The 23,214-nt window shown below is 65.6% G+C and carries 21 protein-coding genes; 13 read left to right on the forward strand and 8 right to left on the reverse strand.

Features of this window, described 5'->3' with window-relative positions; translation table 11 throughout:
- Positions 1–15: 15 nt before the first annotated feature.
- Positions 16–783, reverse strand: coding sequence for a competence/damage-inducible protein A (locus tag AB7F41_RS09155; protein WP_428380754.1), 768 nt, complete (start codon positions 781–783; stop codon positions 16–18).
- Between the two features lie 186 nt (positions 784–969).
- Between AB7F41_RS09155 and map the strand changes: the two genes are divergently transcribed.
- Genes map through AB7F41_RS09170 form a run of 3 tightly spaced genes read left to right on the forward strand, consistent with a single transcriptional unit; the run spans position 970 to position 3,977 of the window.
- A complete protein-coding gene (gene map / locus AB7F41_RS09160; protein WP_428380752.1) occupies positions 970–1,806 on the forward strand; it encodes a type I methionyl aminopeptidase in 837 nt (278 codons plus the stop codon).
- On the forward strand, positions 1,803–2,528 hold the full coding sequence (gene radC / locus AB7F41_RS09165; protein WP_428380750.1) for a RadC family protein: 726 nt from the start codon (positions 1,803–1,805) through the stop codon (positions 2,526–2,528). The genes map and radC overlap by 4 nt, the downstream gene beginning before the upstream one ends.
- A 60-nt stretch (positions 2,529–2,588) precedes the next feature.
- The gene (locus AB7F41_RS09170; RefSeq protein WP_428380749.1) at positions 2,589–3,977 is read left to right on the forward strand and encodes a DHA2 family efflux MFS transporter permease subunit; all 1,389 of its coding nucleotides are present in this window, start codon (positions 2,589–2,591) and stop codon (positions 3,975–3,977) included.
- Between the two features lie 33 nt (positions 3,978–4,010).
- Here the strand turns inward: AB7F41_RS09170 and AB7F41_RS09175 are convergent, their stop codons facing one another.
- The 7 genes from AB7F41_RS09175 to AB7F41_RS09205 form a co-directional block, all read right to left on the reverse strand.
- Positions 4,011–4,709: an RlmE family RNA methyltransferase gene (locus tag AB7F41_RS09175; RefSeq protein WP_428380748.1), complete on the reverse strand. Its 699-nt coding sequence runs from the start codon at positions 4,707–4,709 to the stop codon at positions 4,011–4,013.
- The gene (locus tag AB7F41_RS09180; protein WP_428380746.1) at positions 4,706–6,805 is read right to left on the reverse strand and encodes an ABC transporter ATP-binding protein/permease; all 2,100 of its coding nucleotides are present in this window, start codon (positions 6,803–6,805) and stop codon (positions 4,706–4,708) included. Before AB7F41_RS09180 ends, AB7F41_RS09175 begins: the two co-directional genes overlap by 4 nt.
- An 82-nt stretch (positions 6,806–6,887) precedes the next feature.
- Positions 6,888–7,220 (reverse strand): integration host factor subunit alpha, encoded by a 333-nt coding sequence (locus AB7F41_RS09185; RefSeq protein ID WP_428380744.1) that lies wholly within the window; start codon positions 7,218–7,220, stop codon positions 6,888–6,890.
- A gap of 213 nt (positions 7,221–7,433) precedes the next feature.
- Positions 7,434–8,258, reverse strand: coding sequence for a carbon-nitrogen hydrolase family protein (locus tag AB7F41_RS09190; protein ID WP_428380742.1), 825 nt, complete (start codon positions 8,256–8,258; stop codon positions 7,434–7,436).
- Positions 8,259–8,366: 108 nt separating this feature from the next.
- On the reverse strand, positions 8,367–9,011 hold the full coding sequence (locus AB7F41_RS09195; protein ID WP_428380740.1) for a TetR/AcrR family transcriptional regulator: 645 nt from the start codon (positions 9,009–9,011) through the stop codon (positions 8,367–8,369).
- The gene (locus AB7F41_RS09200) at positions 9,008–12,136 is read right to left on the reverse strand and encodes an efflux RND transporter permease subunit (protein WP_428380738.1); all 3,129 of its coding nucleotides are present in this window, start codon (positions 12,134–12,136) and stop codon (positions 9,008–9,010) included. Before AB7F41_RS09200 ends, AB7F41_RS09195 begins: the two co-directional genes overlap by 4 nt.
- Before the next feature lie 11 nt (positions 12,137–12,147).
- Positions 12,148–13,242: an efflux RND transporter periplasmic adaptor subunit gene (locus AB7F41_RS09205; RefSeq protein WP_428380810.1), complete on the reverse strand. Its 1,095-nt coding sequence runs from the start codon at positions 13,240–13,242 to the stop codon at positions 12,148–12,150.
- A 340-nt stretch (positions 13,243–13,582) separates the two neighbouring features.
- Between AB7F41_RS09205 and dnaK the strand changes: the two genes are divergently transcribed.
- The 10 genes from dnaK to AB7F41_RS09255 form a co-directional block, all read left to right on the forward strand.
- Complete coding sequence (gene dnaK, locus AB7F41_RS09210) at positions 13,583–15,478, forward strand: molecular chaperone DnaK (protein ID WP_428380736.1); 1,896 nt, start codon at positions 13,583–13,585, stop codon at positions 15,476–15,478.
- A gap of 108 nt (positions 15,479–15,586) precedes the next feature.
- Entirely contained in the window at positions 15,587–16,708 is a 1,122-nt protein-coding gene (dnaJ, locus tag AB7F41_RS09215) for a molecular chaperone DnaJ (RefSeq protein ID WP_428380734.1), read from the forward strand.
- A gap of 249 nt (positions 16,709–16,957) precedes the next feature.
- Positions 16,958–17,614 carry a pyridoxamine 5'-phosphate oxidase family protein gene (locus tag AB7F41_RS09220; RefSeq protein WP_428380732.1) on the forward strand — a complete coding sequence of 219 codons (657 nt, stop codon included), beginning with the start codon at positions 16,958–16,960 and terminating at the stop codon, positions 17,612–17,614.
- A gap of 201 nt (positions 17,615–17,815) precedes the next feature.
- Positions 17,816–18,460, forward strand: coding sequence for a class I SAM-dependent methyltransferase (locus AB7F41_RS09225; RefSeq protein ID WP_428380730.1), 645 nt, complete (start codon positions 17,816–17,818; stop codon positions 18,458–18,460).
- The gene (gene pyrF / locus AB7F41_RS09230) at positions 18,457–19,149 is read left to right on the forward strand and encodes an orotidine-5'-phosphate decarboxylase (protein WP_428380728.1); all 693 of its coding nucleotides are present in this window, start codon (positions 18,457–18,459) and stop codon (positions 19,147–19,149) included. The genes AB7F41_RS09225 and pyrF overlap by 4 nt, the downstream gene beginning before the upstream one ends.
- Before the next feature lie 14 nt (positions 19,150–19,163).
- The gene (locus tag AB7F41_RS09235) at positions 19,164–19,385 is read left to right on the forward strand and encodes a ChaB family protein (RefSeq protein WP_428380726.1); all 222 of its coding nucleotides are present in this window, start codon (positions 19,164–19,166) and stop codon (positions 19,383–19,385) included.
- Positions 19,386–19,465: 80 nt separating this feature from the next.
- Entirely contained in the window at positions 19,466–20,686 is a 1,221-nt protein-coding gene (locus AB7F41_RS09240; protein ID WP_428380724.1) for a glycosyltransferase, read from the forward strand.
- Between the two features lie 38 nt (positions 20,687–20,724).
- Complete coding sequence (hpnC, locus tag AB7F41_RS09245; protein ID WP_428380722.1) at positions 20,725–21,615, forward strand: squalene synthase HpnC; 891 nt, start codon at positions 20,725–20,727, stop codon at positions 21,613–21,615.
- Positions 21,612–22,490 carry a presqualene diphosphate synthase HpnD gene (gene hpnD / locus AB7F41_RS09250; protein WP_428380721.1) on the forward strand — a complete coding sequence of 293 codons (879 nt, stop codon included), beginning with the start codon at positions 21,612–21,614 and terminating at the stop codon, positions 22,488–22,490. Before hpnC ends, hpnD begins: the two co-directional genes overlap by 4 nt.
- Positions 22,487–23,214: hydroxysqualene dehydroxylase (locus AB7F41_RS09255; protein ID WP_428406522.1), on the forward strand; the 728-nt coding region annotated here is incomplete at its 3' end. The genes hpnD and AB7F41_RS09255, both read left to right, overlap by 4 nt.

The following is a 23,214-nucleotide window of genomic DNA, read 5'->3' on the forward strand; positions in this document are numbered from 1 at the left end:
TCGAGCCTCCGCAGGTCACGCCTTCAGCGCCAGTTCCTTCGACAGCGACGCGATCATCGCCCGCGCCGCTTCCGTCGCTTGCGCCAGCAGCGTCGCGTCGCGGCTGCGCAGCACGATCTGGTTCCTGATCCCGCCGCTGGTGAAGGCGGGATAGGAGCCGACGCTCACGCCGACATGGCCGCGCGCGATTTCCTCCAAGCCTGCGGCGTAGGCGCCTTCGGAAACGCCATGCGCCTCGACCGTCTCGACCAGCACCGGCGGACCCGCGGCGAGCCGCGGCCCGACCACATCCATCATGTTCTGCATGATCATCGGCACCCCGGCCATGACGATCACATTGCCGATCCAGAATCCCGGTGCCTTGGAAATGGCGTTGAAAATCAATTCCGCGCCGCTCGGTATGCGGGCCATCCGCCGGCGCGCCGAATTGAGCTCCGCCTCGGCGAAGCGCTCGCTCAGCAAAGCGATGGCGCGCGGGTCCTCGCCGATCTCGACTCCAAAGGCGCGGGCGATCGCGTCGGCGGTGATGTCGTCATGGGTCGGCCCGATGCCGCCCGTCGTGAAGACATAGGTGTAGCGGGCGCGCAGCGCGTTGAGCGCCTCGACGATCGCCTCCATATCGTCGGGCACAATGCGCGCCTCGAGCAGATCGACGCCGATCTGCGCGAGATAATTCGCGATGTAGCGTGTGTTCACGTCCTGCGTGCGGCCGGACAATATTTCGTCGCCGATCACGAGAACCGCCGCGCTCGCCGGCTTGTCGCCAGCCGTTTCTTGCGCCATTGCCGGCCTCCCTGCCGCCGATTATGACCATGGCGGCGGCGAACGCCAACCCTGCGCCGCCGCGCCCCCCGGGCAAGGCCCCGAAAGCCGGCGGAAAGCCCCTCCGGCCCGGCAGCCTTGCGTTGCGGCCTCAAACGATTACCTTGTCGGGGAATCTCCGCCCGGAAAGCCGAACCTCCGCGTGACATGACCTTTATCGAATCCCATCTCGCGCCCGCCGCCCGCAAAAGCGGACAGATCAAGCTGCATGGCCCCGCGGACTTCGAGGGGATGCGCGCCGCCGGCAAACTGACCGCGGAGGCGCTGGACATGCTGGTCGAACACGTCGAGCCGGGCGTGACGACGCAAGCGCTCGACGATCTCGTTTTCGACTTCGCGATGGCGCATGGCGCCTATCCCGCGCCGCTCGACTATCGCGGCTATCGAAAATCCATCTGCACCTCGATCAACCATGTCGTCTGCCATGGCGTGCCGGACAACAAGCCGCTCCGCGAAGGCGACATCGTCAATATCGACGTGACGTTCATCCTCGACGGCTGGCACGGCGACGCCAGCCGCATGTTCGCCGTGGGCGAAATTCCGCGGCGGGCGCAGCGACTGATCGATGTCACCTATGAATCGCTGCAGCGTGGAATCGCCGTCGTCAAGCCCGGCGCGACGACCGGCGACATCGGCGCGGCGATTCAGCAATATGCCGAAGCCGAGCGCTGCTCCGTCGTTCGGGATTTCTGCGGCCACGGGCTGGGGCGCGTTTTCCACGACGAGCCGAACATTCTGCACTATGGCGCGAAGAGCCAGGGCGTGGAGCTGCGTCCCGGCATGTTCTTCACCATCGAGCCGATGATCAATCTCGGGCGTTCGCAGGTCAAAATCCTGTCGGACGGCTGGACGGCCGTCACGCGCGACCGCTCGCTGTCCGCGCAATTCGAACATTCGATCGGCGTCACCGAAACGGGCGTGGAAGTCTTCACGAAGTCGCCGGCGGGGCTCGACAATCCCTCAGCCGCGCGCGCCGACGCATGAGGAAGGCGGCTGACGCCGCAACAAGCGACGGCCCAGGGTCGCGCGATTCTTCGCCACACTATCTTGGTCACCGCCAGCGTCTGCGCGATCGCTTCATGGACGCCGGCGAAGCCGCGCTCGCCGATTATGAAATGCTGGAGCTGCTGTTGTTTCGCGCGATCGCGCGGCGCGACGTGAAGCCGCTCGCCAAGGCCCTGATCGCCCGCTTCGGCTCCTTCGCCGAGACTGTGACGGCGCGGCCGGAGCGGCTGCGCGAAGTCGACGGCCTCAGCGACGCAGCGATCGTCGAACTCAAGCTTGTCGAGGCGGCCGCGAAACGCCTGGCGCGCGGCGCCTTGCAGAAGCGTCCCGTGCTCTCCTCCTTCATGGAGGTGCTCGATTATTGCCGAACGGCGATGGCTTTCGCCGAGCGCGAGGAATTCCGCATCCTGTTTCTCGACAAGCGCAACGCGCTGATCGCCGATGAAGTGCAGGGCGTCGGCACCATCGACCATACGCCCGTCTATCCTCGCGAAATCGTCAGACGGGCGCTGGAGCTCGGCGCGAGCGCGCTCATCCTCGCGCATAACCATCCCTCCGGAGACCCGACGCCATCGGCCGCCGACATACGCATGACCAAAGACATCGCCGTGATCGCGCAGCCGTTCGGCATTACGGTTCACGACCATCTGATCGTCGGCCGTCACGGCCATTCGAGCTTCAGAGGGCTGAAGCTCATTTGACGCGGAGCCCCTTTCCAGACGTCAGGATCGACGCAACGCGCCTGAAAAAGGGGTGACGCGTTGTCCTATTTCGTCACGCCGCTCATCATCGCCACGGCGCTCTTTATGGAGCAGCTCGACGGCACGGTGCTCGCCACGGCGCTGCCGGCGATGGCGGCCGATCTTCACGAGGATCCGGTCGCGCTCAAACTTGCGCTGACCTCCTATCTTCTTTCACTTGCGGTGTTCATCCCGCTCTCCGGCTGGGCGGCGGATCGTTTCGGCGCGCGACGCGTGTTTCGCGCCGCGATCATCGTCTTCACCTTCGGCTCGATTCTCTGCGGCCTGGCCAATTCGCTCGGCGCGATCGTCGCCTTTCGGGTCGTGCAGGGCCTCGGCGGGGCGATGATGACGCCCGTCGGGCGCCTCGTGCTGCTGCGCACCGCGCCGCGCCATGAACTCGTGCGCGCCATGGCCTATCTCACCATTCCTGCGCTGCTCGGCCCGATGATCGGTCCGCCGATCGGCGGCTTCATCGCCACCTATTTCAACTGGCGTTACATCTTCTGGGTGAATGTGCCGATCGGCGCGCTCGGCGTCATGCTCGTGACGCGCTTTATCCCGGATCTGCGTGAGGAATGGACGCCGCCGCTGGATGTCGCCGGCGCGATCCTTTCAGGAGTCGGCCTCTCCTGCCTCGTCTTCGGCTTCACGATCGCCGGACGCGGATTCGCGCCGACGCCGGTCGTCGCGCTGATCGTCGCGCTCGGCGCCGCGGCGCTCTTCGCCTATGTCCGCCACGCCAAACGCGCCCCCTATCCGATCGTCGATCTCGATCTGTTGCGCATTCCGACCTTTCGCGCGGCGGTCTTCGGCGGCTTCCTGTTTCGCATCGGACTCGGCGCGACGCCCTTTCTGCTGCCGCTCCTGCTGCAGGCGGGCTTCGGCCTGTCCGCCTATGAAGCGGGGCTTCTGACCTTCGTTTCGGCGGCGGGCGCGATGGCGATGAAGACGACCGCGCAGCCGATCCTGCGGAGGTTCGGCTTTCGGCGGGTGCTGATCGTCAACGCCCTCATCTCCGCCGCGTTTCTCGCCTTCAACGCCAGTTTCACGGTGGCGACGCCGCATCTCCTCATCATGGGCGCGCTGCTTGTCGGCGGCTTTTTCCGCTCGCTGGAGTTCACCGCGCTCAACGCCATCGCCTACGCCGACGTCGATCAGGAGGCAATGAGTCGCGCGACGAGCTTCGCCTCCGTCGCGCAGCAATTGTCGCTGTCGACAGGCGTCGCCATCGGCGCCGCCGCGCTGGAGGCCGCGCGCGCGCTGCGCGGCGGCGGCGCGCTGGAGGCGGCGGATTTCACGCCGGCGTTTCTCGTCGTGGCGGCGATTTCGACGCTGTCGGTGACGAGCTTCCTGCCGCTCGCGTCCAATGCGGGCGACAATCTGGTCAGGCGGCGAGGACGCGTGTGATCTTCGCCGGCGATCGAGGTGCGGCCGCGCCTGCTATTCGGCGCTGCGCCCGCGAAAGCCCGTCGCCAGCACATAGAGCTCGGCCGAGTCCGCCCGGCTCGCGGCCGGTTTCACATGGCGCACGCTCGCAAAATCGCGCTTGAGCCGCGCGAGCAGCTGGCCCTCGGTGCCGCCCTGCAGAACTTTCGCGACGAAGAAGCCGCCTTCCGCCAGCACGTCGCAGGCGAAGTCGGCGGCAAGCTCGGCGAGCGCGACGATGCGCAGATGGTCGGTCGCCTTATGGCCGGTGGCGTTCGCGGCCATGTCCGACATCACCCCGTCGGCGCCGCCGCCGAGCATGTTCTTGATGAATTCCGGCGCGTCAGGATCGTTGAAATCCTTCACGGCGAATTCGACGCCGGCGATCGGCTCCATGTCGAGCAGGTCGACCGCGACGACTTTGCCTTTTCCCTCCTTGGCCTTCACGCGCGCGGCGGCGATCTGCGACCAGCCGCCGGGCGCGGCGCCGAGATCGACGATGCGGCCGCCCGGCTTGAACAGATGATGGCGGTCATCCATCTCGAGGAGCTTGTAGGCGGCGCGTGAACGATAGCCCTCGCGCTTGGCGCGCGCGACGTAAGGGTCATTGAGCTGACGCTCGAGCCACAGCGTCGACGAGAGCGATCGCTTGCGCGCCGTCTTGACGCGCGTCTTGAGCGACCTTCCGCCTTCGCGCCCCGACTCTTTCGTCACGCGTGCACCTTGTCATGCGGGCTGAAAACGCCGCCCGGCGCCGGCTCCATGACGATGTGACGGTCGTGGAACGCAAGCAGAGTCGAGCGATGGCCGATCGAGACGATCGTCGCGCCGGGCAAACGCTCGCGCAGCATGGCGTAGATGTCGTCTTCGAGCTGTTCGTCGAGCGCAGAGGTCGCTTCGTCGAGGAAGAGCCAGTCGGGCTTGGCGAGAAGCGCACGGGCGATCGCGACGCGCTGCTGCTCGCCGCCGGAGAGGCGTTGCCCCCAGTTATTTTCTTCGTCGAGGCGGTCGACGAACGGCGCAAGCCGCGCAGCGCGCAACGCCTCCTGCATCTCGGCGCGCGAGTAGTCGTTGACATGGCCCGGATAGACGATCGCCTCGGCCAGCGCGCCCATAGGAATATAGGGACGTTGCGGCGCGAGCATCACCTTCGCGCCGCGCGGCGTCAGCACCTCGCCCGAGGCGTAAGGCCAGATGCCGGCGATCGCGCGAAACAGCGTCGACTTGCCCGAACCCGACGGGCCGGTGAGCAGCGCGGATTGGCCGGCGGCGAGCGTCAGATCGTCGACCGTCACGATCCGCCGCCCGTCGGGCAGCGCAAGCGTCAAGGCGCGCAGGCGAATGTCGGCGCCCTCGGCCGACGCGATGAGCTGCGTCGCAAACATCTGCCGACGCGCCGTATCGATGGCGTGGTCGAAGGACGTCAGGCGGTCGAGCACCGACTTGAAGTTGGCCAGCGAGGTATAATAGTTGATGAAGAACGTCAGCGCGCTCTCCACCCGTCCGAAGGCGCTCGCCGTCTGAGTCATGACGCCGAGCTGGATGCGGCCGGCGAAGTAGAACGGCGCCGTGATCACGTAAGGGATGATCGGCGACATCTGTCCGTAAGTCGAGGTGAACGCCATCAGCTGTTTGCGCTTCTGCACGATCGCCAGATAGTTCACGATAATGCCCGTGAAGCGTTGAAGCAGCGAGCCGCGCTCGGCGGGCTCGCCGCCAAGCAGAGCGATCTGCTCGCTGTATTCGCGCATGCGCGCCAGCGAGAATCGGAAATCGGCCTCGCGCCTCTGGCGGTCGAAATAGAGCCCGGTGAGCGAGCGGCCGATCAGATGAGTCACCAGCGTTCCGACCGCCGCATAGAGCAGCACCACCCAGAAGAGAAAGCCAGGAATATAGATTTCCGTTCCCGGCAGCGGATAATTGCCCGACAAATCCCACAGCACATAGGCGAAGGAGACGAGCGAACTCAGAGTGGCGATCAGCAAGATTGAGTAGGAGTAGATGCCGTAGCCCTCCTCTGCGCCGCTGATGAAGCGATTGACGTCTTCGGCGATGCGCTGGTCGGGGTTGTCGGCCCCGCCGCCAGCGAGCGCCATGCCGTAATGCGTATGCGCGCCGAGCCAGCGCTCGATGTAATGTTCCGTCAGCCAGCGGCGCCAACGGATGATCAGCATTGACTGCAGAACGAATTCGATGATGACGGAGGTGACGTAAACGAACGCCCAGGGCGTGAAGACGAAGAACAGCTGCCGCCAAAATTCCGCGGCGTTCTTTTCCTGAATGGCGTTGAACCAGTCGCGATTGAAGAAGGACAGGCGCACGGTGATGCCGACCTGTCCCTGATTGAGGAGCACCAGGACGACGACCATCGCGGTGGCGATGGCGCTCTCGCGGGCCGCGAAAGACGGAAACGGCCAGACGCGCCCTTCGCCACGCTCGCGGGACTCGAAATAGAGATCGGCGATGCGCGTCATTTCCCGAACGACGGGAATGTACGAGATCGCGTAAACGATGATCGAGAACACGGCCACGGTCAGCGGCATGGTTTCGGGCGGCGCGTAGTCTTTCAGCGACTCCGGCCAGATCCCTTCCGCCTGCATGAGGCCGATGAGTCCGAAGACGATCGTCTCAGTCGAAAAAATGAAGGCGAAGATCTTCAGGAAGCTCGACATGCCGGCCGCGCGCCATGTCGTGTATGCGCATAGGGCGGCGGCGGCGGCGAGAACGAACAGGCTGGAGTCGCCCCTATGGGCGCCGACCAGCGCGGTAAGAGCCGCGAAGACGGCGACCGCCACGCTCAATTTCTGCATCTTTCACCTTGGATATGAGAAGCCGCTCGGCCCGCCGCGAACGCGTCGCCGGCTTTTACCGTCTCGCCCCATGATAGAGGAGTCAGTCCTCTTCAGGAATGACCGCGTCTCCATTGACATGGGCGACCAGCACTGGCGAGGCCTTGAAGGTCAGCACCCGCCGCGGCGTTATCGTCGCCTCGACGCCCGTCTTCGGGTTGCGGCCGACGCGCTCCCGCTTGGAGCGCACGTTGAAAGTCCCGAAAGATCGTAATTTTACGGATTCTCCGCGAAGCAACGCTTCGCTGATCTCGTCGAAGGTCGCGTCCAGGATCTTGCGGGCTTCGGCGCGGGACAGCGAAGGACAGCAGCCATAGACGGCCTCACGGAGCGCCGCCCGCGTCAAAGTGCTGCCCGGAGCAGTTTTCCTTACCATCCGAATGGAGCGCTGAATGTTAGCTTTATCGGGAATGGGCTGAACACAACTCCCCCTCGAAGCTTCTGGCAATGGTTAACATGGCAATGAATGGGCATCGCGCCCCGCGCCACAATAGTACGCATAAACGGTCGATTTGCAAGGGCGATCACGCCCTCGCGCGCTCCGCTGCACAGCGGGCGCGCGAGCTCGGACGGAAACCAGGCGGCGCGCTCAAACCGCCAATTTCACCTTATGTTGCGCCACCGGTATCATGGCGCGGATCTTACGAATGCGGTCGACGTCCACATAGGACGACACCAGCCCCGGTCCGTCAGACGCCTTGGCGACGACATGGCCCCAGGGATCGGCGATCAGCGAATTGCCGTAGGTGAACCGGGTTTCATGGCCGGCCTTGTGCGCGCCCGTCTGCGCCGGCGCGCAGATATAGGCCTGCATCTCGATTGCCCGCGCGCGGCACAAGACTTCCCAATGGTCCTTGCCCGTGACGAGCGTAAACGCCGCCGGCAAAGCGACGATATCGGCGCCCTTCTCGGCGAGCGCATGGAACAGATAGGAGAACCGCAGATCGTAACAGATCGCGCAGCCGACGGTGACGCCCTCGCAATCATAGGTGACGACGGCGTCGCCCGGCTTGAAAGCCGCGCTCTCGTGATATTTGGCGCCGTCCGGCGCCGTGATGTCGAACATGTGGATCTTGCGGTAGCGCGCCACCTCCTCGCCCGCGCGATTGAAGGCGACGCTCGTGTTGTGCAGCCGCTCTTCTCCAGGCGCCTTTTCGAGAATGGATCCAGCGTGAATAAAGACCTTATGCTCACGCGCGAGCGTCCGGCACATCTCATAGGCGGGACCGCCCGGGAGTTCCTCGGCCGCCGCCATCTTCTCGGCGCGCGAGCCCCCGATGAAATCGAAGACTTCCGGCAGACAGATCCAGTCTGGACGCTCCTGGACGACGGCGCGCTCGATCAAGGCGCGGGCGTTGGCGAGGTTCAAGGCCTTATCGCCAACGGAATTCATTTGAACCAGAGTAACCTTCATTGACCGCCCGATATCTTTCGCTCTTGCTCGGCGACGTCGCAGCCGCTCCGCTCTAACCCAATCGCGTCATTATACGTCGCCGACGCCGCAGGTATAGGTCCAATCGCGCTAACGCGGCGACGCCGGAGAGGGCTCGGGATCGCGGGCGCCGGCGCGCAGCGCGGCGATGCAAAATTCGACCATTTGCGCGCTCGTCGGAATCGGGCGATCGGCGCACTCCACCATGAGCCGCGGGTGGCAGTAGCGGATACAGGCGGCGTGCACCAGCCGCGCCGCAAGCCGCGCATCGCCCTTGGCGAATTCGCCGCTCGCCATGCCCGAGCGAATGATCTCCTCGATCGAGGCGTCGATGCGATCGATGTGGTCCGAAATGATCGGCCAGTTCTCCTCGAGCGCGGCTTCGACCATGTCGTGCAGCTTGCGATCGGCGACATAACGTTCGGCGTTCATCGCCTCGTTCGACAGGATCAGCTTGCGTAGCCGCTGCTCGGCCGAGCCGGGCCCTTCCGCAACGCTCTGCGCCGCCTCCTCCACTTCGTTCATCAGATGACGCGCGACGGCGGCGTTGATTTCCGATTTGGCGCTGAAGAAACGGTAGACGTTCGCCGGCGACATTCGCAATTCGCGCGCGATGTCGGCCACCGTCGTCTTCTGAAAGCCGATCTCGCGGAACAGCCGCCCTGCGGTGGCGATGATCCGCGCGCGTTGCTCGGTCTCGCGCGCGCTCTGCGCGCTGTCTCCCATGACGCTCATTCGGCCGCCCCCCTCGCATAGCCGTCAGTCAGCGCATCGACCCGCGCGCCCCCGGTTTCGGCCAGCCCCTCGCCCAGGTGACGCCGGAACCAGGTCGCATAAAGCGCCGGCAGGAACAGAACGGTGAGAAAAGTGGCCACAAAAAGCCCGCCCATGATGGTCAGCGCCATCGGCCCCCAAAAGGCGGAGCGCGACAATGGAATCATTGCGAGAATCGCGGCGAGCGCCGTCAGCGCGACCGGCCGCACCCGCCGAATGGTCGCGCCGATGATCGCCTCGCGGTAGTTCTCCCCGCGCTCGAGGTCCTGCCGCACCTGATCGACGAGAATGATGGAATTGCGCATATCCATGCCCGACAGCGCGATCAGGCCGAGCAGCGCGACGAAGCCGAAGGGCGCATGCGCGAGATTGAGCGCGAGCGAGGCGCCGATGACGCCGAGCGGCGCGCTCATCATCACCAGCGCCACGCGCGTGAAATTCTGCAGCTGGAACATCACGATCGTCAGCATGACCAGGCCGACGAGCGGAAACACCGCGAAGATCGAGGCGTTGCCTTTCCGCGACTCCTCGATCGCGCCGCCAATTTCGATGCGATAGCCGGGCGGGAGAGTTTCGCGAATCTGCGCAAGCCGCGGCCAAATGCGCGTGGTCACGTCGGGCGCCTGCACGCCATCCTTCACGCCGGAGCGCACGGTGATGCTCATGTCGCGATTGCGGCGCCAGAAAATCGGCTCCTCGTGATCGTAGACGATCTTCGCGACCTGCGAGACCGTCACCGCCTTGCCGTCGCGCGAATAGATGACCATGTCGCCGATTCTGGAGAGATCGCCCCGCTCCTGCGGCACAGCGCGCGCGACCACCTCGACCTGATCCACCCCGTCGCGCAACGTCGTGACCGTCACGCCGGAAATCGCCAGACGGAGCCGGTTCGAGATGTCCTGCGGCGTCAGACCGAGGAGCCGCGCGCGGTCCTGATCGATGACGAGCCGCACCCGCGGCGTCTGCTCGTTCCAGTTCAAATGTGGATCATCGACGCCTTCGTCGCCGCGCATGACGTCGCGCACCTGATAGGCGATGGCGCGCACCTTCGCGGGATCGGCGCCGACGACCCGAAACTGCACCGGAAAGCCGACGGGCGGCCCGTAATAGAATCTGTCGACGCGGGCGCGCGCCTGCGGCACCGCGCCATTGGCGATGGCCGCCTCGAGCTTCTTCTTCAAGCGTTCGCGCGCCGCGATGTCCTTCGCGACGATGACGATCTCCGAATAGGCTTCATTCGGCAGCTGCGGATTCAATCCGAGCCAGAACCGCGGCGGACCCTGCCCGACATAGCTCGTGTAGAGCGCCGCGTCGGGGTCGTCCTTCAGCAGCGCCTCGGCCTGCTTTGTGGCCTCGAGCGACGCGCCGATCGACGATCCCTCCGGAAGGCGCATCTGGAAAAAGAGCTCCAGACGCTCGGCGTAAGGGAAGAACTGTTTCTGCACGACGAAGAAGCCGAAGACGGCGAGCGCGAAAATGCCGACAATGCCCGCGATCACCACGCCGCGATAATCGACCGCCCAGGTGACAACGGCGCGCAGCCGCCGATAGAAGGGCGTCTGATAGATTTCGTCCGGATCGCGGTGCGGATGCAGCTTCGCGAAATCCGGAAGGAGCTTCACGCCGAGATAGGGCGTGAACATCACCGCGACAAACCATGACGCGATCAGCGCAACGAGCAACACCCAAAACATCGATCCCGTATATTCGCCGACGCTCGAATTCGCGAAGCCGACGGGCAGGAAGCCCGCCACGGTGACGAGCGTGCCGGTGAGCATCGGAAAAGCCGTCGAATCCCAGGCGAAGGTCGCGGCTTTGATCCGGTCGAAGCCCTGCTCCATCTTCACCATCATCATCTCGACGGCGATGATCGCATCGTCGACGAGAAGCCCGAGCGCGATGATCAGCGCGCCGAGCGAGATGCGCTGGAGATCGATGCCGAGCGGCCCCATGAAGATGAAGACGATGGCGAGCACCAGAGGCACGGAGAGCGCGACGATGATCCCCGTGCGGAAGCCGAGCGAGAGGAAGCTCACGCCGAGCACGATCACCAAAGCTTCGAGAAAGGCGCGCGTGAATTCGCTGATCGCCTCCTCGACGACTTTCGGCTGATCGGCGATCTGATCGATGTCGATGCCGACCGGCGTTTTCGCGCGCATCTCCTCGACCGCCGCATCGACGTTCTCGCCGAATTTGAGGACGTTGGCGCCTTTCGCCATGACGACGCCGACGACGATCGTCGGCTGGCCTTTGTAGCGCGCGAGAAAACTGGGCGGATCCTCGAAGCCGGAATACACGTTCGCGATGTCGCCGAGCCGGACCACCTTGCCGTTGGCCTCGATCGGAATGGCGGCGATGGCGTCGGCGCCTTTCAGATCGCTCGTCACCTGGACGCGCACGCGGTTCGAAGAGGTCTCGAACACGCCGGCGTCGTCGATCGCGTTCTGCTTGGCGAGGGAATCGAAGACGGCCTGCGGCTGGATCGCCAGACTCGCGAGCTTCGCCTCGCTGAACTCGACGAAGATGCGCCGTCCCTGATCGCCGTAGACGTCGACCTTGACGACGTCCTGGACGGAGAGCAGCCGCTGTCGCAGCGCCTGAACCACCTTGTCGAGGACGTGATAGTCCGCGCCGTCGCCGGTCACCGCATACATCACCGTATCGACGTCGCCATATTCATCATTGACCTGAGGGCCGCGCACGCCGGCGGGAAGCGTGGGCGCGATGTCGTCGAGCTTCTTGCGCAGCTGATAGAAGAGTTGCGGCACGTCTTTGGGCGGCGTCGTGTCCTTGAAGGTCACCTGCATCGCCAGAAAGCCAGGCTTGGTGTAGGTCTCGATCTTGTCGAGGAACGGCAGCTCCTGAAGCTTCTTCTCCATCAGATCGGAGACCTGATCGCGCATCTCCGTCGCTGTCGCGCCCGGCCAGGAGGCGGTGACGATGGCGACCTTGATGGTGAACGACGGATCCTCGGCGCGCCCCAGCTTCAGATAGGAATAGACGCCGGTCACGCTGATCGCGATCATCAGAAACAGCATCAGCGTCGGCCGTTGGACGGCCCAGCGCGAGAGGTTGACGCCAGCCATGGCCGTTTCCTTTAGAGCGCTTGCCGCGACATCACGCGGACTTTCATGTTGGGATCGAGCTTGTGAACTCCGAGGACAACGATGTTGTCCCCGTCCTTGACGCCGCCGGACACGAGCGCGGAGTCGCTTTCAAGGCGCACCAGCGTCACAGGAACGAGCTTCAAATTCCCTTCGGCGTCGACCTTCCAGAGCGAGGGTCCGGAACCCTGATTGTAGATCGCCGAGAGCGGCACGCTCACGACGGGTTGCGCATCCGAGCCGGCAATGCGCAGCGTCGCGCTCATGCCGAGCGCAATGGCGGAGTCCGGATTGAGAATGGAGAAACGCGCGGCGAAGGTGCGCGTGACCGGGTCGGCGGCGGGACTCAATTCGCGCAGCTTGGCGCGATAGACAGCGCCAGGCTTCGACCAGAGCGTCAGACTCGCCTCCCCTTTTCCCGCCGCCGCGGCGAAGGCTTCCGGGAGGGCGACGGCGGCCTCGAGTTCGCCGGCGTGCGCGATGCGGACGGCCGGCTGCCCCGCCGCGACCACCTGGCCCGGTTCGACGAGCGTTTGCGTGACGACGCCGTCCGCGCCGGCGCGCAGCGTCGCATATTCGAGCGCGTTGCGGGCGAGTTCGACCGCGCGTTCCGCCCGTTGGAAACGGCCGCGCGCCTCCTCGCCGGCGGCCCGCGCCTTGTCGAGCGCCGCCTGAGCGACCCAGCCTTTGGAGCGCAATTGGGCGGCGCGCTTCTCGTCGGCCAGGGCCTGCGTCTGCGCCATGCGCGCGGCGGCGAATTCGGCGTCGGCCTGTTCCTTCTGCAGCCGCAGATCCTGCTCGTCGAGCGCCGCGATCGGGTCGCCCGTCTTCACCCGCTGACCCACTTCGACGAAGCGCTTGACCACTTTCCCGGCGACCCGAAACCCCTGGTCGGACTCGACCCTCGGGCGGATGGTGGCGACAAATTCGCGCGTCTGCGACTGCGCGGCGTAGCGCGCCGGCGCGACAAGCACCGGCCGGTCGCTTTGCGCGCTCGCCTCGGACGACCGGTCCTTCCCGTCGCATGCGGCGAGTCCCGCCGCCAGAAGCGCGGCGACCCCATAAGCGGCCGAGCGAATGCTGAACATCGAATAGTGTCCGTGTTGGCGGGAGCCCGCGCAGAGCTTCGACTGATGATTTTCAATAATCGTCAATCATCATCCGTTCGTCAACTGCAAAGACCTGTCCGGACGGCGCCGCGGCCAGCCGTCCGGCGCGCCCCTCCCCCGGCGGAGACGGCCCGGACGGCTTGTCGCAAGGAAATGATTCTTCTATATGCGGCCTGCTCTTGCGGCCGGGTGAGCGCAACACAATCTTGGGAGAGCTAGCGCGTAGGATCGCGCGGCGGGCTCATGGCGAGCCGCCGTCCTTCGCGTCTTGAACCGGACCGCTTCGGGGTCCGGCGTTCACCAGCGAAAGGAAATCGAAATGGGCAAAATTATCGGCATCGACCTCGGCACGACCAATTCCTGCGTGGCCGTCATGGAAGGGTCGAGCCCCAAGGTTATTGAAAACGCAGAAGGCGCACGGACGACGCCTTCGATTGTCGCCTTTACCGACGACGGCGAGCGTCTCGTCGGCCAGCCGGCGAAACGTCAGGCGGTGACCAACCCCGACAAGACCTTCTTCGCCATCAAGCGACTGATCGGCCGCACCTACGACGACCCGATGACCAAGAAGGACATGGGTCTTGTCCCCTATAAGATCGTCAAAGCGAATAACGGCGACGCCTGGGTCGAGGCCTCCGGCAAACAGTATTCGCCGTCGCAGATTTCAGCCTTCATCCTGCAGAAGATGAAGGAGACGGCCGAGGCCTATCTCGGCCAGACCGTGACGCAAGCCGTCATCACCGTTCCCGCCTACTTCAACGACGCCCAGCGCCAGGCCACCAAGGACGCCGGCAAGATCGCCGGCCTCGAGGTGCTGCGCATCATCAATGAGCCCACCGCGGCGGCGCTCGCCTACGGCCTCGACAAGAAGCAGTCCGGAACCATCGCCGTCTACGACCTCGGCGGCGGCACATTCGACATTTCGATCCTCGAGATCGGCGACGGCGTCTTCGAGGTGAAGTCGACGAACGGCGACACCTTCCTCGGCGGCGAAGACTTCGACATGCGTCTCGTCGAATATCTCGCGGGCGAGTTCAAGAAAGAGCAGGGCATCGACCTGACGAAGGACAAGCTCGCCCTGCAGCGCCTGAAGGAAGCCGCGGAAAAGGCCAAGATCGAACTCTCGTCGGCGACGCAGACGGAGATCAACCTGCCCTACATCACCGCCGACGCCACCGGGCCGAAGCATCTGACGCTGAAGCTCACGCGGGCGAAATTCGAAGCGCTCGTCGACGATCTCATCCAGCGCACGATCGAGCCCTGCCGCAAGGCGCTGAAGGACGCCGGCCTCTCGGCGGCCGACATCGGCGAAGTGGTGCTCGTCGGCGGCATGACCCGCATGCCCAAAGTGCAGGAGGTCGTGAAGCAGTTCTTCGGCAAGGAGCCGCATAAGGGCGTCAACCCCGACGAAGTCGTCGCCATCGGCGCGGCCGTTCAGGCGGGCGTGCTGCAGGGCGACGTCAAGGACGTGCTGCTGCTCGACGTGACCCCGCTGTCGCTCGGCATCGAGACGCTCGGCGGCGTGTTTACGCGCCTGATCGACCGCAACACGACGATCCCGACCAAGAAGAGCCAGGTGTTCTCGACGGCCGAAGACAATCAGACGGCCGTCACCATCCGGGTCTTCCAGGGCGAACGCGAAATGGCGGCCGACAACAAGCTGCTCGGACAGTTCGATCTCGTCGGCATCCCGCCGGCGCCGCGCGGCATGCCGCAGGTCGAGGTGACCTTCGACATCGACGCCAACGGCATCGTCAACGTCACGGCGAAGGACAAGGCGACCAACAAGGAGCAGCAGATCCGCATCCAGGCGTCGGGCGGCCTGAGCGAGGCCGACATCGACAAAATGGTCAAGGACGCCGAGGCGCACGCCGCGGAAGACAAGGTCCGTCGCGAACTCGTCGACGCCAGGAACCACGGCGAAGCGGCGATGCACGCGGCGGAGAAGTCCGTCGCCGAATTCGGCGACAAGGTCTCGGCCGCGGACAAGAGCGCGATCGAGGCGGCGATCGCCTCGCTGAAGAGCGCGATCGAAGGCGACGACCTCGAAACGATCAAGGCCAAGACCAATGAATTGGCGCAGGCCTCGATGAAGCTCGGGGAAGCGATGTATAAGGCGCAGCAGGCGGAAGCCTCGAGCGCCGGCGCTTCCGAAGCGCCCAAGGACGACGTGATCGACGCGGAATTCAAGGACGTCGGCGACGACAAGAAGTAAGCCGGGACTGGCCATAGCCGCTCCGATACGGTAGCGAAACGGGAACCCGGCGCGAAGAGCGCCGGGTTTCGTTGCGTTCACGCCGCCGCACCTCAGCAGAAATCGAGCATGTCCAAACGCGACTATTACGAAGTTCTGGGCGTCAGCCGCACCGTGACGGAAGTCGAGATGAAGATCGCCTTCCGTAAAGCGGCGATGCAATGCCATCCTGACCGGCATCCGGGCGACAAGCAGGCGGAGACGCGGTTCAAGGAATTGAACGAAGCCTATCAGTGCCTCTGCGACCCGCAGAAGCGCGCGGCTTACGATCGTTTCGGGCACGCCGCCTTCGAACAGGGCGGCGGGTTTGGCGGATTCGGCGCCGGCGAAGGCTTCGGGGCCTCGATGGCCGATATTTTCGAGGATCTGTTCGGCGACGTCATGGGGCGGCGCGGCCGCTCCGGCGGCCGCGAGCGCGGCTCGGACCTGCGCTACAACATGGAGATCACGCTCGACGAGGCCTATCACGGCAAGGCCGCGTCGCTGAATATCCCGACCTCGGCGACCTGCGAAGCCTGCTCGGGCACTGGCGCAAAAAAAGGCTCCAAGCCCAAGACATGCGCAACCTGCGGCGGCATGGGCCGCGTCCGCGCCCAGCAGGGCTTTTTCGCGATCGAGCGCACCTGCCCGGCCTGTCAGGGACGCGGCGAGATCATCGAGAACCCCTGCCCCTCCTGCTCCGGAACCGGACGCAAGACGATCGAACGGTCGCTGTCGGTCAATGTGCCGCCCGGCGTCGAGGACGGCACGCGCATCAGGCTCGCCGGAGAAGGCGAGGCGGGCCTGCGGGGCGGGCCGGCCGGCGACCTCTACATCTTCCTGTCGGTGAAGCCGCATCCGTTTTTCCAGCGCGACGGCGCCGACCTCTATTGCCGCGTGCCGATCTCGATGGTGCGGGCGGCGCTCGGCGGCGAGATCAAGGTGCATGCGCTCGACGGCTCCGAGGTGAAGCTCAAAGTGCCCGAGGGCACGCAGTCCGGGCGTCAGCTCAAGGCCAAGGGCAAGGGCATGCCGGTGCTGCGCGGACGCGACTACGGCGATCTGCATGTGCAGATCAGCGTCGAGACTCCGCAAAAGCTCACCAAGCGCCAGAAGGAGCTCCTCGCCGAGTTCGAGGAAGAATCTTCGCATGACACGCATCCCGAGGAGACGGGCTTCTTCGCGCGGATGAAAGATCTGTTCGGCGGGTAGCATCTTCCCGAAGAGCGCTGCGCGCTTTTGGGACGACCGGGCGCGATCAGCTGCGCGGGCAAATTGCCCGAACGCTTTCGGGCGCGCTCCACTTGCGCCGCGGTCGCGCCTTTGCACACAGTCTGAGCTCGTCCTTCATCGCTCGTTCTTCATCGGGAGAGACGCGAAACATGTCGGCGGCGTGCGGGGTTCGACGATTTTTCGCCCGCGCGTCAAGAGCGCAACGGCGGCAGGCTCGGGAGAAAATCCATGTCCAATTATTACGGCGCGGCGCATCGCGCGTTTCAGGATGAATTCGACACGCGCCGCCTCGCGGATCTGATGGAAGGCGGCGTGATGCACGCCGAACTCGCGCCGCACGAAATCGATTTCATCCAATCACGCGACATGTTTTTCCTCGCCACCGTCGATCCACAGGGGCGGCCGACCGTGTCCTACAAGGGCGGCGCGACAGGATTTGTGCGCGTCGCCGGACCCAATGCGCTGATCTTCCCGTGGTACGACGGCAATGGAATGTTTTATTCGGCCGGCAATCTCGTCGAGACGGCGAATGTCGGACTGCTGTTCATCGACTTTCTGAGGCCGAACCGCTTGCGCGTGCAGGGCGCAGCGGCGATTTCGCGCGACCCGGCGATTCTTGCGACCTATCCGGGCGCGCAATTTCTTGTCGGCGTGACGGTGGAAAGCGTCTGGGTCAATTGCCCGCGATATATCCACGGCTATCAGAAAATCGCCGACTCCAAATATTTGCCGGACGCTGCGGGCGAGGCGCCATTGCCGGGCTGGAAGCGTCTCGACGTCGCCCAGGAGGCGCTGACGCCCAAGGATCGCGCCGCCGTCGACGCCGCTGGCGGCGTCATCGATGTCGACGCCTATGGCGAACTCGTCGCTAAGGGCGAAGGATAGTCCACGCTTCAGACGGCTGACGCCTCTGAGGCGGCGCTTCAGCTGACCGCGGCGGGCGTCTCGAAGCCGGCGGCAGGTCGCGCCGCCGGCGCCAATCCGCGTTGTCTTTGACGCGCGGCTCTCCTATCATCCGCCAAAACGGCCCTCGAAATCGGGGGCCGTTTGCGCGTCTCTAACGCGCGTCGATCGGGAGGGGGCGCTGTGTCGCATAGACCGCAAAAAGGCAATGGGCGCGCAAAGCTCGTGGATAACGCCCGCTTCATCCGCCAATGGATCGAAAACCCGCGCCTCATCGGCGCCGTTTCGCCGTCGGGGCGCGCCCTGGCCAAGACGATGGCCGGCTTCGTGGAGCCGGACAGGGACGGGGTCATCGTCGAACTCGGCCCCGGCACGGGTCCCGTCACCCAGGCGCTGCTCGCACGCGGAGTCGCGCCAGAGCGGCTCGTGCTCGTCGAATATGAGAGCCGCTTCTGCCACCTGCTCGCCGAACGTTTCCCCGGCGTGAAGATCGTCCAAGGCGACGCATACGGACTCAGGGCGACGCTCGACGGCAAGATTTCGGGGAATGTGGCGACCGTCGTCTCCAGCCTGCCGCTGCTGGTGCGGCCGGAGCGCGATCGGGTCGAACTGCTCAATCAGGCCTTCGAGCTGATGGGCGACGAGGGGCTTTTCATCCAGTTCACCTACGGCCTGACCAAATCGCCGATGCCGATGCACGCCCATGGCGTTCACGGCGCCTATGTCGGCAAGGGATCGCCGCCGATCGTGCTCAACATTCCGCCCGCGCGCGTCTGGCGCTACCGCAAGGCCGGCTACGCCGGCTTCGCGGGAAAGCGCAAGGCGTGACGCCGCAGGAACGCTTGATCGTCGCGCTTGACGTGGAAAGCGTCGCCGACGCGCGCGCCATGACGGCGACTCTCGGCGAGGCGGTCTCCTTCTTCAAGGTCGGCATGGAGCTCGCCTATGCGCCGGGCGGCTTCGACTTCGCCCGCGAGCTGAAGGCGGCGGGCAAGCGCGTCTTTCTGGATTTGAAGCTGCACGACATCGGCGTCACGGTGGAGCGCGCCACGCGGCAGATCGCCCGGCTCGGCGTCGACTTCCTCACCATTCACGCCTTTGCGCAGACGATGGCGTCGGCGCGTCAGGGCGCGTCCGACGGCGCGCTCAAGCTCCTCGCCGTGACGGTGATGACGTCCTATGACGACGCCGACCTGAAAGAGGCCGGCTACGCCTGCGGCGTCGAAGACCTGGTCGCGCGCCGAGCCCGGCAGGCGCGAGCGGAGCGCGTCGACGGGCTGATCCTGTCGCCGCTGGAGCTTGCGGCCATTCGTCCCATCGCCGGTCCGGACATGCTGCTCGTCACGCCGGGCGTGCGGCCGGCGGGCGCCGACGTCGGCGACCAGAAGCGCGTCATGACGCCGCGGCAGGCGGTCGCCGCCTCCGCCGACTTTATCGTGGTCGGCCGGCCGATCACGCGCGCAATGGATCCCGCGGCGGCGGCGAAAGCAGTGATCGACGAGATCGCCGAGGGCTGAGGAGCGTTCTCCGCGTGCCTTACGCCCACAACGCCGACCTGCCCGCAAATCTCCAGCGCATCCTCCCTGAACATGCGCAGGACATTTACCGCGAGGCCTTCAACCACGCCTTCGACGCCCATCGCGGCGATCCCCGGCAGGAGGAGGCGGCGCGCCGCATCGCCTGGGCGGCCGTCAAGCGAAGCTACGTCAAGACCGCGACGGGCTGGGCGAAACGCTGCGAGAACGCCCCATGAACAACCGCTGGTAGTCTGGCGAGACTAGAGCGTGAGTGATAGAACGCGACTGCGTCGAATCCATCACCCCGATTCGCCCCATGCTCGCGACTCTCATCTCCGTCATTGGGCTGTTCGCCTGGCTCTACCTCATCGCCCTTCGTGGCGCGTTCTGGCGGCTGACCGAACACGACGGGAACCTGAGCGGCAAAGGCGGCGCGGACCCGGCGACCTATGTCGTCGCGATCGTCCCTGCCCGTAACGAAGCCGACGTCATCGAAAAAAGCCTGTCCTCGCTGTTCGCTCAAGAGTTCAACGGCCGATTCGACGTCGTTCTGGTGGATGACGAGAGCGACGACGGCACCGCCGAAGCGGCGCGACGCTGCGCGGCCGCACGTGGCGCCGCCGACCGCCTGACGGTTCTGTCCTCGCGCGGGCCCGATGCGGGCTGGACCGGAAAGCTCGCGGCGATGCAGCGCGGATTCGATCATGTGCGGCGATTGTCGCTCGGCCCCGAATTCGTGCTGTTCTGCGACGCCGACATCGAATTTTCGCCGAACGTGCTGGCCCGCCTCGTTTCAGGCGCCAAGGCGCGCGGCGCGGTTTTGACGTCGCTGATGGTCAAGCTGCGCTGCGAAAGCGTCGCAGAGCGCTGGCTCGTTCCTGCCTTCATCTTCTTTTTCCAAAAGCTCTATCCGTTCCGCCACGTCAATGATCCCGAGCACGCAGCGGCGGGCGCAGCGGGCGGGGTGATGTTGGCGCGCCCCGAAGCGCTCGCGGCGGCGGGAGGCTTTCGCGCCATTCGCGGCGCGCTGATCGACGATTGCGCGCTGGGCGCGCTGATGAAGGCCCAAGGTCCGATCTGGCTGGGCCTGACCGAAGACGTCCAAAGCCTTCGCGCCTATCCGCGTCTCGCCGATATTTCGCGAATGATCGTGCGCTCGGCCTACGCTCAGCTCAGCTATTCTCCCTGGCGTCTCGCCGGGGCGCTGTTCGGCATGGCGGCCGCTTATCTCGCGCCGCCCTATCTGGCGCTTTTCGGCGAATCGCCGGCGCGCGAGGCGGCGCTCGTTTCCTGGATTCTGATGGCGCAGGCCTATATGCCGACGCTGAAATTCTATGGCCTGTCGCGGTTGCGCGCCTTCGCTTTGCCTGGCGTCGCGGCGTGCTATACGTGGTTTACGGTTGAATCGGCCTGGCGGCATCTCAGGGGCCGCGGCGGCGAATGGAAAGGCCGCTATCAGGCGCCGCGCGCGCAATCGGCGTCGCAGCGGCTCGAAACGCCCGGCGAGATCGAGGCGAACCGCGAAATCGAGGCTTGAAGGCGCGCGAGCGCCGTGGAGCGGCAAAACGGCGACACATGGATATTGCGCGGACGAGTTCGGGGAAGACCCATCGCGACGAGAATTTTCCCGTCGCCTCCTTTCTCATCGCGCCGCGAAACCGCGCGCCGATCCTCGCCTTCTATGAGTTTGTCCGCGCCGCCGACGACATCGCCGACCACCCGACTCTCGCCAGCCAGGAGAAGCTCGATCTGCTGGACGCGCTCGACGCCGCGCTGATGGGACATGCGGAAGAGGAGGCGCCCGTGGCGCGCCGCCTGCGCGAAACCTGCCGCGAGCGCGGCCTCGATCCGCAGCATGCGCGCGACCTGATCGTCGCCTTCAAACGCGACGTGACGCAACTACGCTATCGCGACTGGGACGATCTCATCGACTACTGCCGCTATTCGGCGATGCCCGTCGGACGCTTCGTCTGCGACCTGCATGGCGAGGACCGCGGCCGGGTCTGGGCCGCGAATGACGCGCTCTGCGCCGCGCTGCAGGTCATCAACCACCTGCAGGATTGCGGCAAGGACTATCGCAATCTGGATCGGGTCTATCTGCCGCAGGACTCGCTTGCGGCGCATGCCGCCTCCGTCGAGATGCTGGCGCTGGAGCAAGCGCCGCCGCCGCTGCTCGCGGCGATCCGCGAACTCAACGGCAAGACCGCGCTGCTTCTGGCCAAATCGCGTCCCTTCGCCGATCTCATCGACGATGCGCGCCTCGCCATGGAGGTCGGCGCCATCCAGACTCTCGCCGAACATCTCGTTGCGCGGCTTACGGTCTCCGACCCGCTCGGCGACAAGGTGCATGAGGGCAAGTTCGGCTTCGCCCTGAAGGGCGCGATGGGCGCGGTCGGCGCGCTCCTTCGCCGCATTTCGCGTCCGCGCCGCGCGGTTTCCGGCGCCGTCGCGAGGACGCGCCAATGACCATCGACGACGCGCTTGTCGACCCCGCGACGCTGCGCACGCGCGCGATCGCGACCAAGAGCTCCTTCTATCTTGCGATGCGCATCCTGGAGCCGCCGCGCCGCGACGCGATGTTCGCCATCTACGCCTTCTGCCGCGCCGTCGACGACATCGCCGACGACGAGGGCGACCGCGCCGCGCGCCGCGCCGCGCTGGACCAGTGGCGCGCCGACCTCGACGAGCTTTACGCCGGCCGCATCCGCGCGCGCGTAAGCTTTCTCGCCGAACCCATCCGCCGCTTCCGGCTCGACCGCATCGATTTCGAGTCGGTCATCGAGGGCATGGCGATGGACGTCGAGGAGGATATTCGCGCGCCGGACTGGGAAACGCTCGAGCTTTATTGCGACCGGGTCGCGAGTGCCGTCGGACGGCTGTCCGTGCGCGCCTTCGGACTCGCGGAGGACGAGCCGAGCGCCGAGTGTGATTTGCCGACAGGCCCGAAGCTTCTCGCCTATCACCTCGGTCGCGCGTTGCAGCTCACCAACATCCTGCGCGACCTCGATGAGGACGCCGCGCGGGGACGGCTGTATCTGCCGCGCGAGGCGATCGAATCCGCCGGTCTGACGAGCCTGGCGCCGCATGCGGTGCTGTCGCATCCCTCGCTTGAAGAGGTCTGCGCGCCGGTGCTCCGCCGCGCGCGCGAACATTATGATCAGGCTGATCTGGTGATGGCGGGTCTGCCGAAGCGTGCGGTGAAAGCGCCCTATGTGATGGCCGCCGGCTACCGTTCGATCCTCGACAATCTTGCCGACCGCGGCTTCGCGCCGCCGCGCGCGCCGGTGCGGGCGTCGCGCCTCAGGCTCGTCAGCGCCTTTTTTCGACACGCCTTCACGTGAGCGGAACGATTCACGTCGTCGGCGCGGGCCTCGCCGGGCTCGCCTGCGCGCTACGCCTTGCCGAGTCCGGTCGTCGCGTCGCGCTGTATGAAGCCGCGCGCATGGCGGGAGGCCGCTGCCGTTCCTATTTCGACGCTTCGCTCGGTCTGACGATCGACAATGGCAATCACCTGCTGCTGTCCGGCAATTGGGCGGCGCGGGATTACGCCGAACGCATCGGCGCAAACGGCGCGCTCGTCGGCCCGGACGATTGCGCGTTCGATTTTCTCGACGCGACGACCGGCGAACGCTGGACGCTGCGTCCCAACGCCGCGCGCATTCCCTGGTGGATATTCGTGCCGGAACGCCGCATTCCCGGGACGGGGCCGCTCGATTATCTCGACGCGGGACGACTGCTCTTCGCGCGGGAGGGCGCGACGATCGGCGAGACCATGCGCTGCGAAGGCCCGCTGTGGGAAAAGCTCTGGCGCCCGGTGCTGCTGTCGGCGTTGAACATCGAACCGGAAGAGGCCTCCGCGCGGCTCGCCGGCGCGGTGCTGCGCGAGACGCTCGCGGCGGGCGGCGCCGCCTGCCGGCCGTTGGTCGCGAAAGACGGCCTCGGCGACGCCGTCATCGAACCGGCGCTGCTCACGCTGCGCGCCAAAGGCGTCGAGCCGCGCTTCGGCGCGCGCCTGCGCGAGATCGCGTTCGAGGACTCGCGCGTCGCCGCGCTGCGCTTCGGCGA

It is taken from the genome of Methylocystis sp. (genome assembly GCF_050251305.1).
Classification (GTDB): Bacteria; Pseudomonadota; Alphaproteobacteria; order Rhizobiales; family Beijerinckiaceae; genus Methylocystis.

What these genes read in the sequence shown, in the direction of transcription:
- AB7F41_RS09155 (WP_428380754.1), bottom strand. Translation starts at nt 783, where the DNA reads ATGGCGCAAGAAACGGCTGGCGACAAGCCGGCGAGCGCGGCGGTTCTC.
- map (WP_428380752.1), top strand. Translation starts at nt 970, where the DNA reads ATGACCTTTATCGAATCCCATCTCGCGCCCGCCGCCCGCAAAAGCGGA.
- radC (WP_428380750.1), top strand. Translation starts at nt 1,803, where the DNA reads ATGAGGAAGGCGGCTGACGCCGCAACAAGCGACGGCCCAGGGTCGCGC.
- AB7F41_RS09180 (WP_428380746.1), bottom strand. Translation starts at nt 6,805, where the DNA reads ATGCAGAAATTGAGCGTGGCGGTCGCCGTCTTCGCGGCTCTTACCGCG.
- AB7F41_RS09185 (WP_428380744.1), bottom strand. Translation starts at nt 7,220, where the DNA reads ATGGTAAGGAAAACTGCTCCGGGCAGCACTTTGACGCGGGCGGCGCTC.
- AB7F41_RS09190 (WP_428380742.1), bottom strand. Translation starts at nt 8,258, where the DNA reads ATGAAGGTTACTCTGGTTCAAATGAATTCCGTTGGCGATAAGGCCTTG.
- AB7F41_RS09195 (WP_428380740.1), bottom strand. Translation starts at nt 9,011, where the DNA reads ATGAGCGTCATGGGAGACAGCGCGCAGAGCGCGCGCGAGACCGAGCAA.
- AB7F41_RS09200 (WP_428380738.1), bottom strand. Translation starts at nt 12,136, where the DNA reads ATGGCTGGCGTCAACCTCTCGCGCTGGGCCGTCCAACGGCCGACGCTG.
- AB7F41_RS09205 (WP_428380810.1), bottom strand. Translation starts at nt 13,242, where the DNA reads ATGTTCAGCATTCGCTCGGCCGCTTATGGGGTCGCCGCGCTTCTGGCG.
- dnaK (WP_428380736.1), top strand. Translation starts at nt 13,583, where the DNA reads ATGGGCAAAATTATCGGCATCGACCTCGGCACGACCAATTCCTGCGTG.
- dnaJ (WP_428380734.1), top strand. Translation starts at nt 15,587, where the DNA reads ATGTCCAAACGCGACTATTACGAAGTTCTGGGCGTCAGCCGCACCGTG.
- AB7F41_RS09220 (WP_428380732.1), top strand. Translation starts at nt 16,958, where the DNA reads ATGTCCAATTATTACGGCGCGGCGCATCGCGCGTTTCAGGATGAATTC.
- AB7F41_RS09240 (WP_428380724.1), top strand. Translation starts at nt 19,466, where the DNA reads ATGCTCGCGACTCTCATCTCCGTCATTGGGCTGTTCGCCTGGCTCTAC.
- hpnC (WP_428380722.1), top strand. Translation starts at nt 20,725, where the DNA reads ATGGATATTGCGCGGACGAGTTCGGGGAAGACCCATCGCGACGAGAAT.
- hpnD (WP_428380721.1), top strand. Translation starts at nt 21,612, where the DNA reads ATGACCATCGACGACGCGCTTGTCGACCCCGCGACGCTGCGCACGCGC.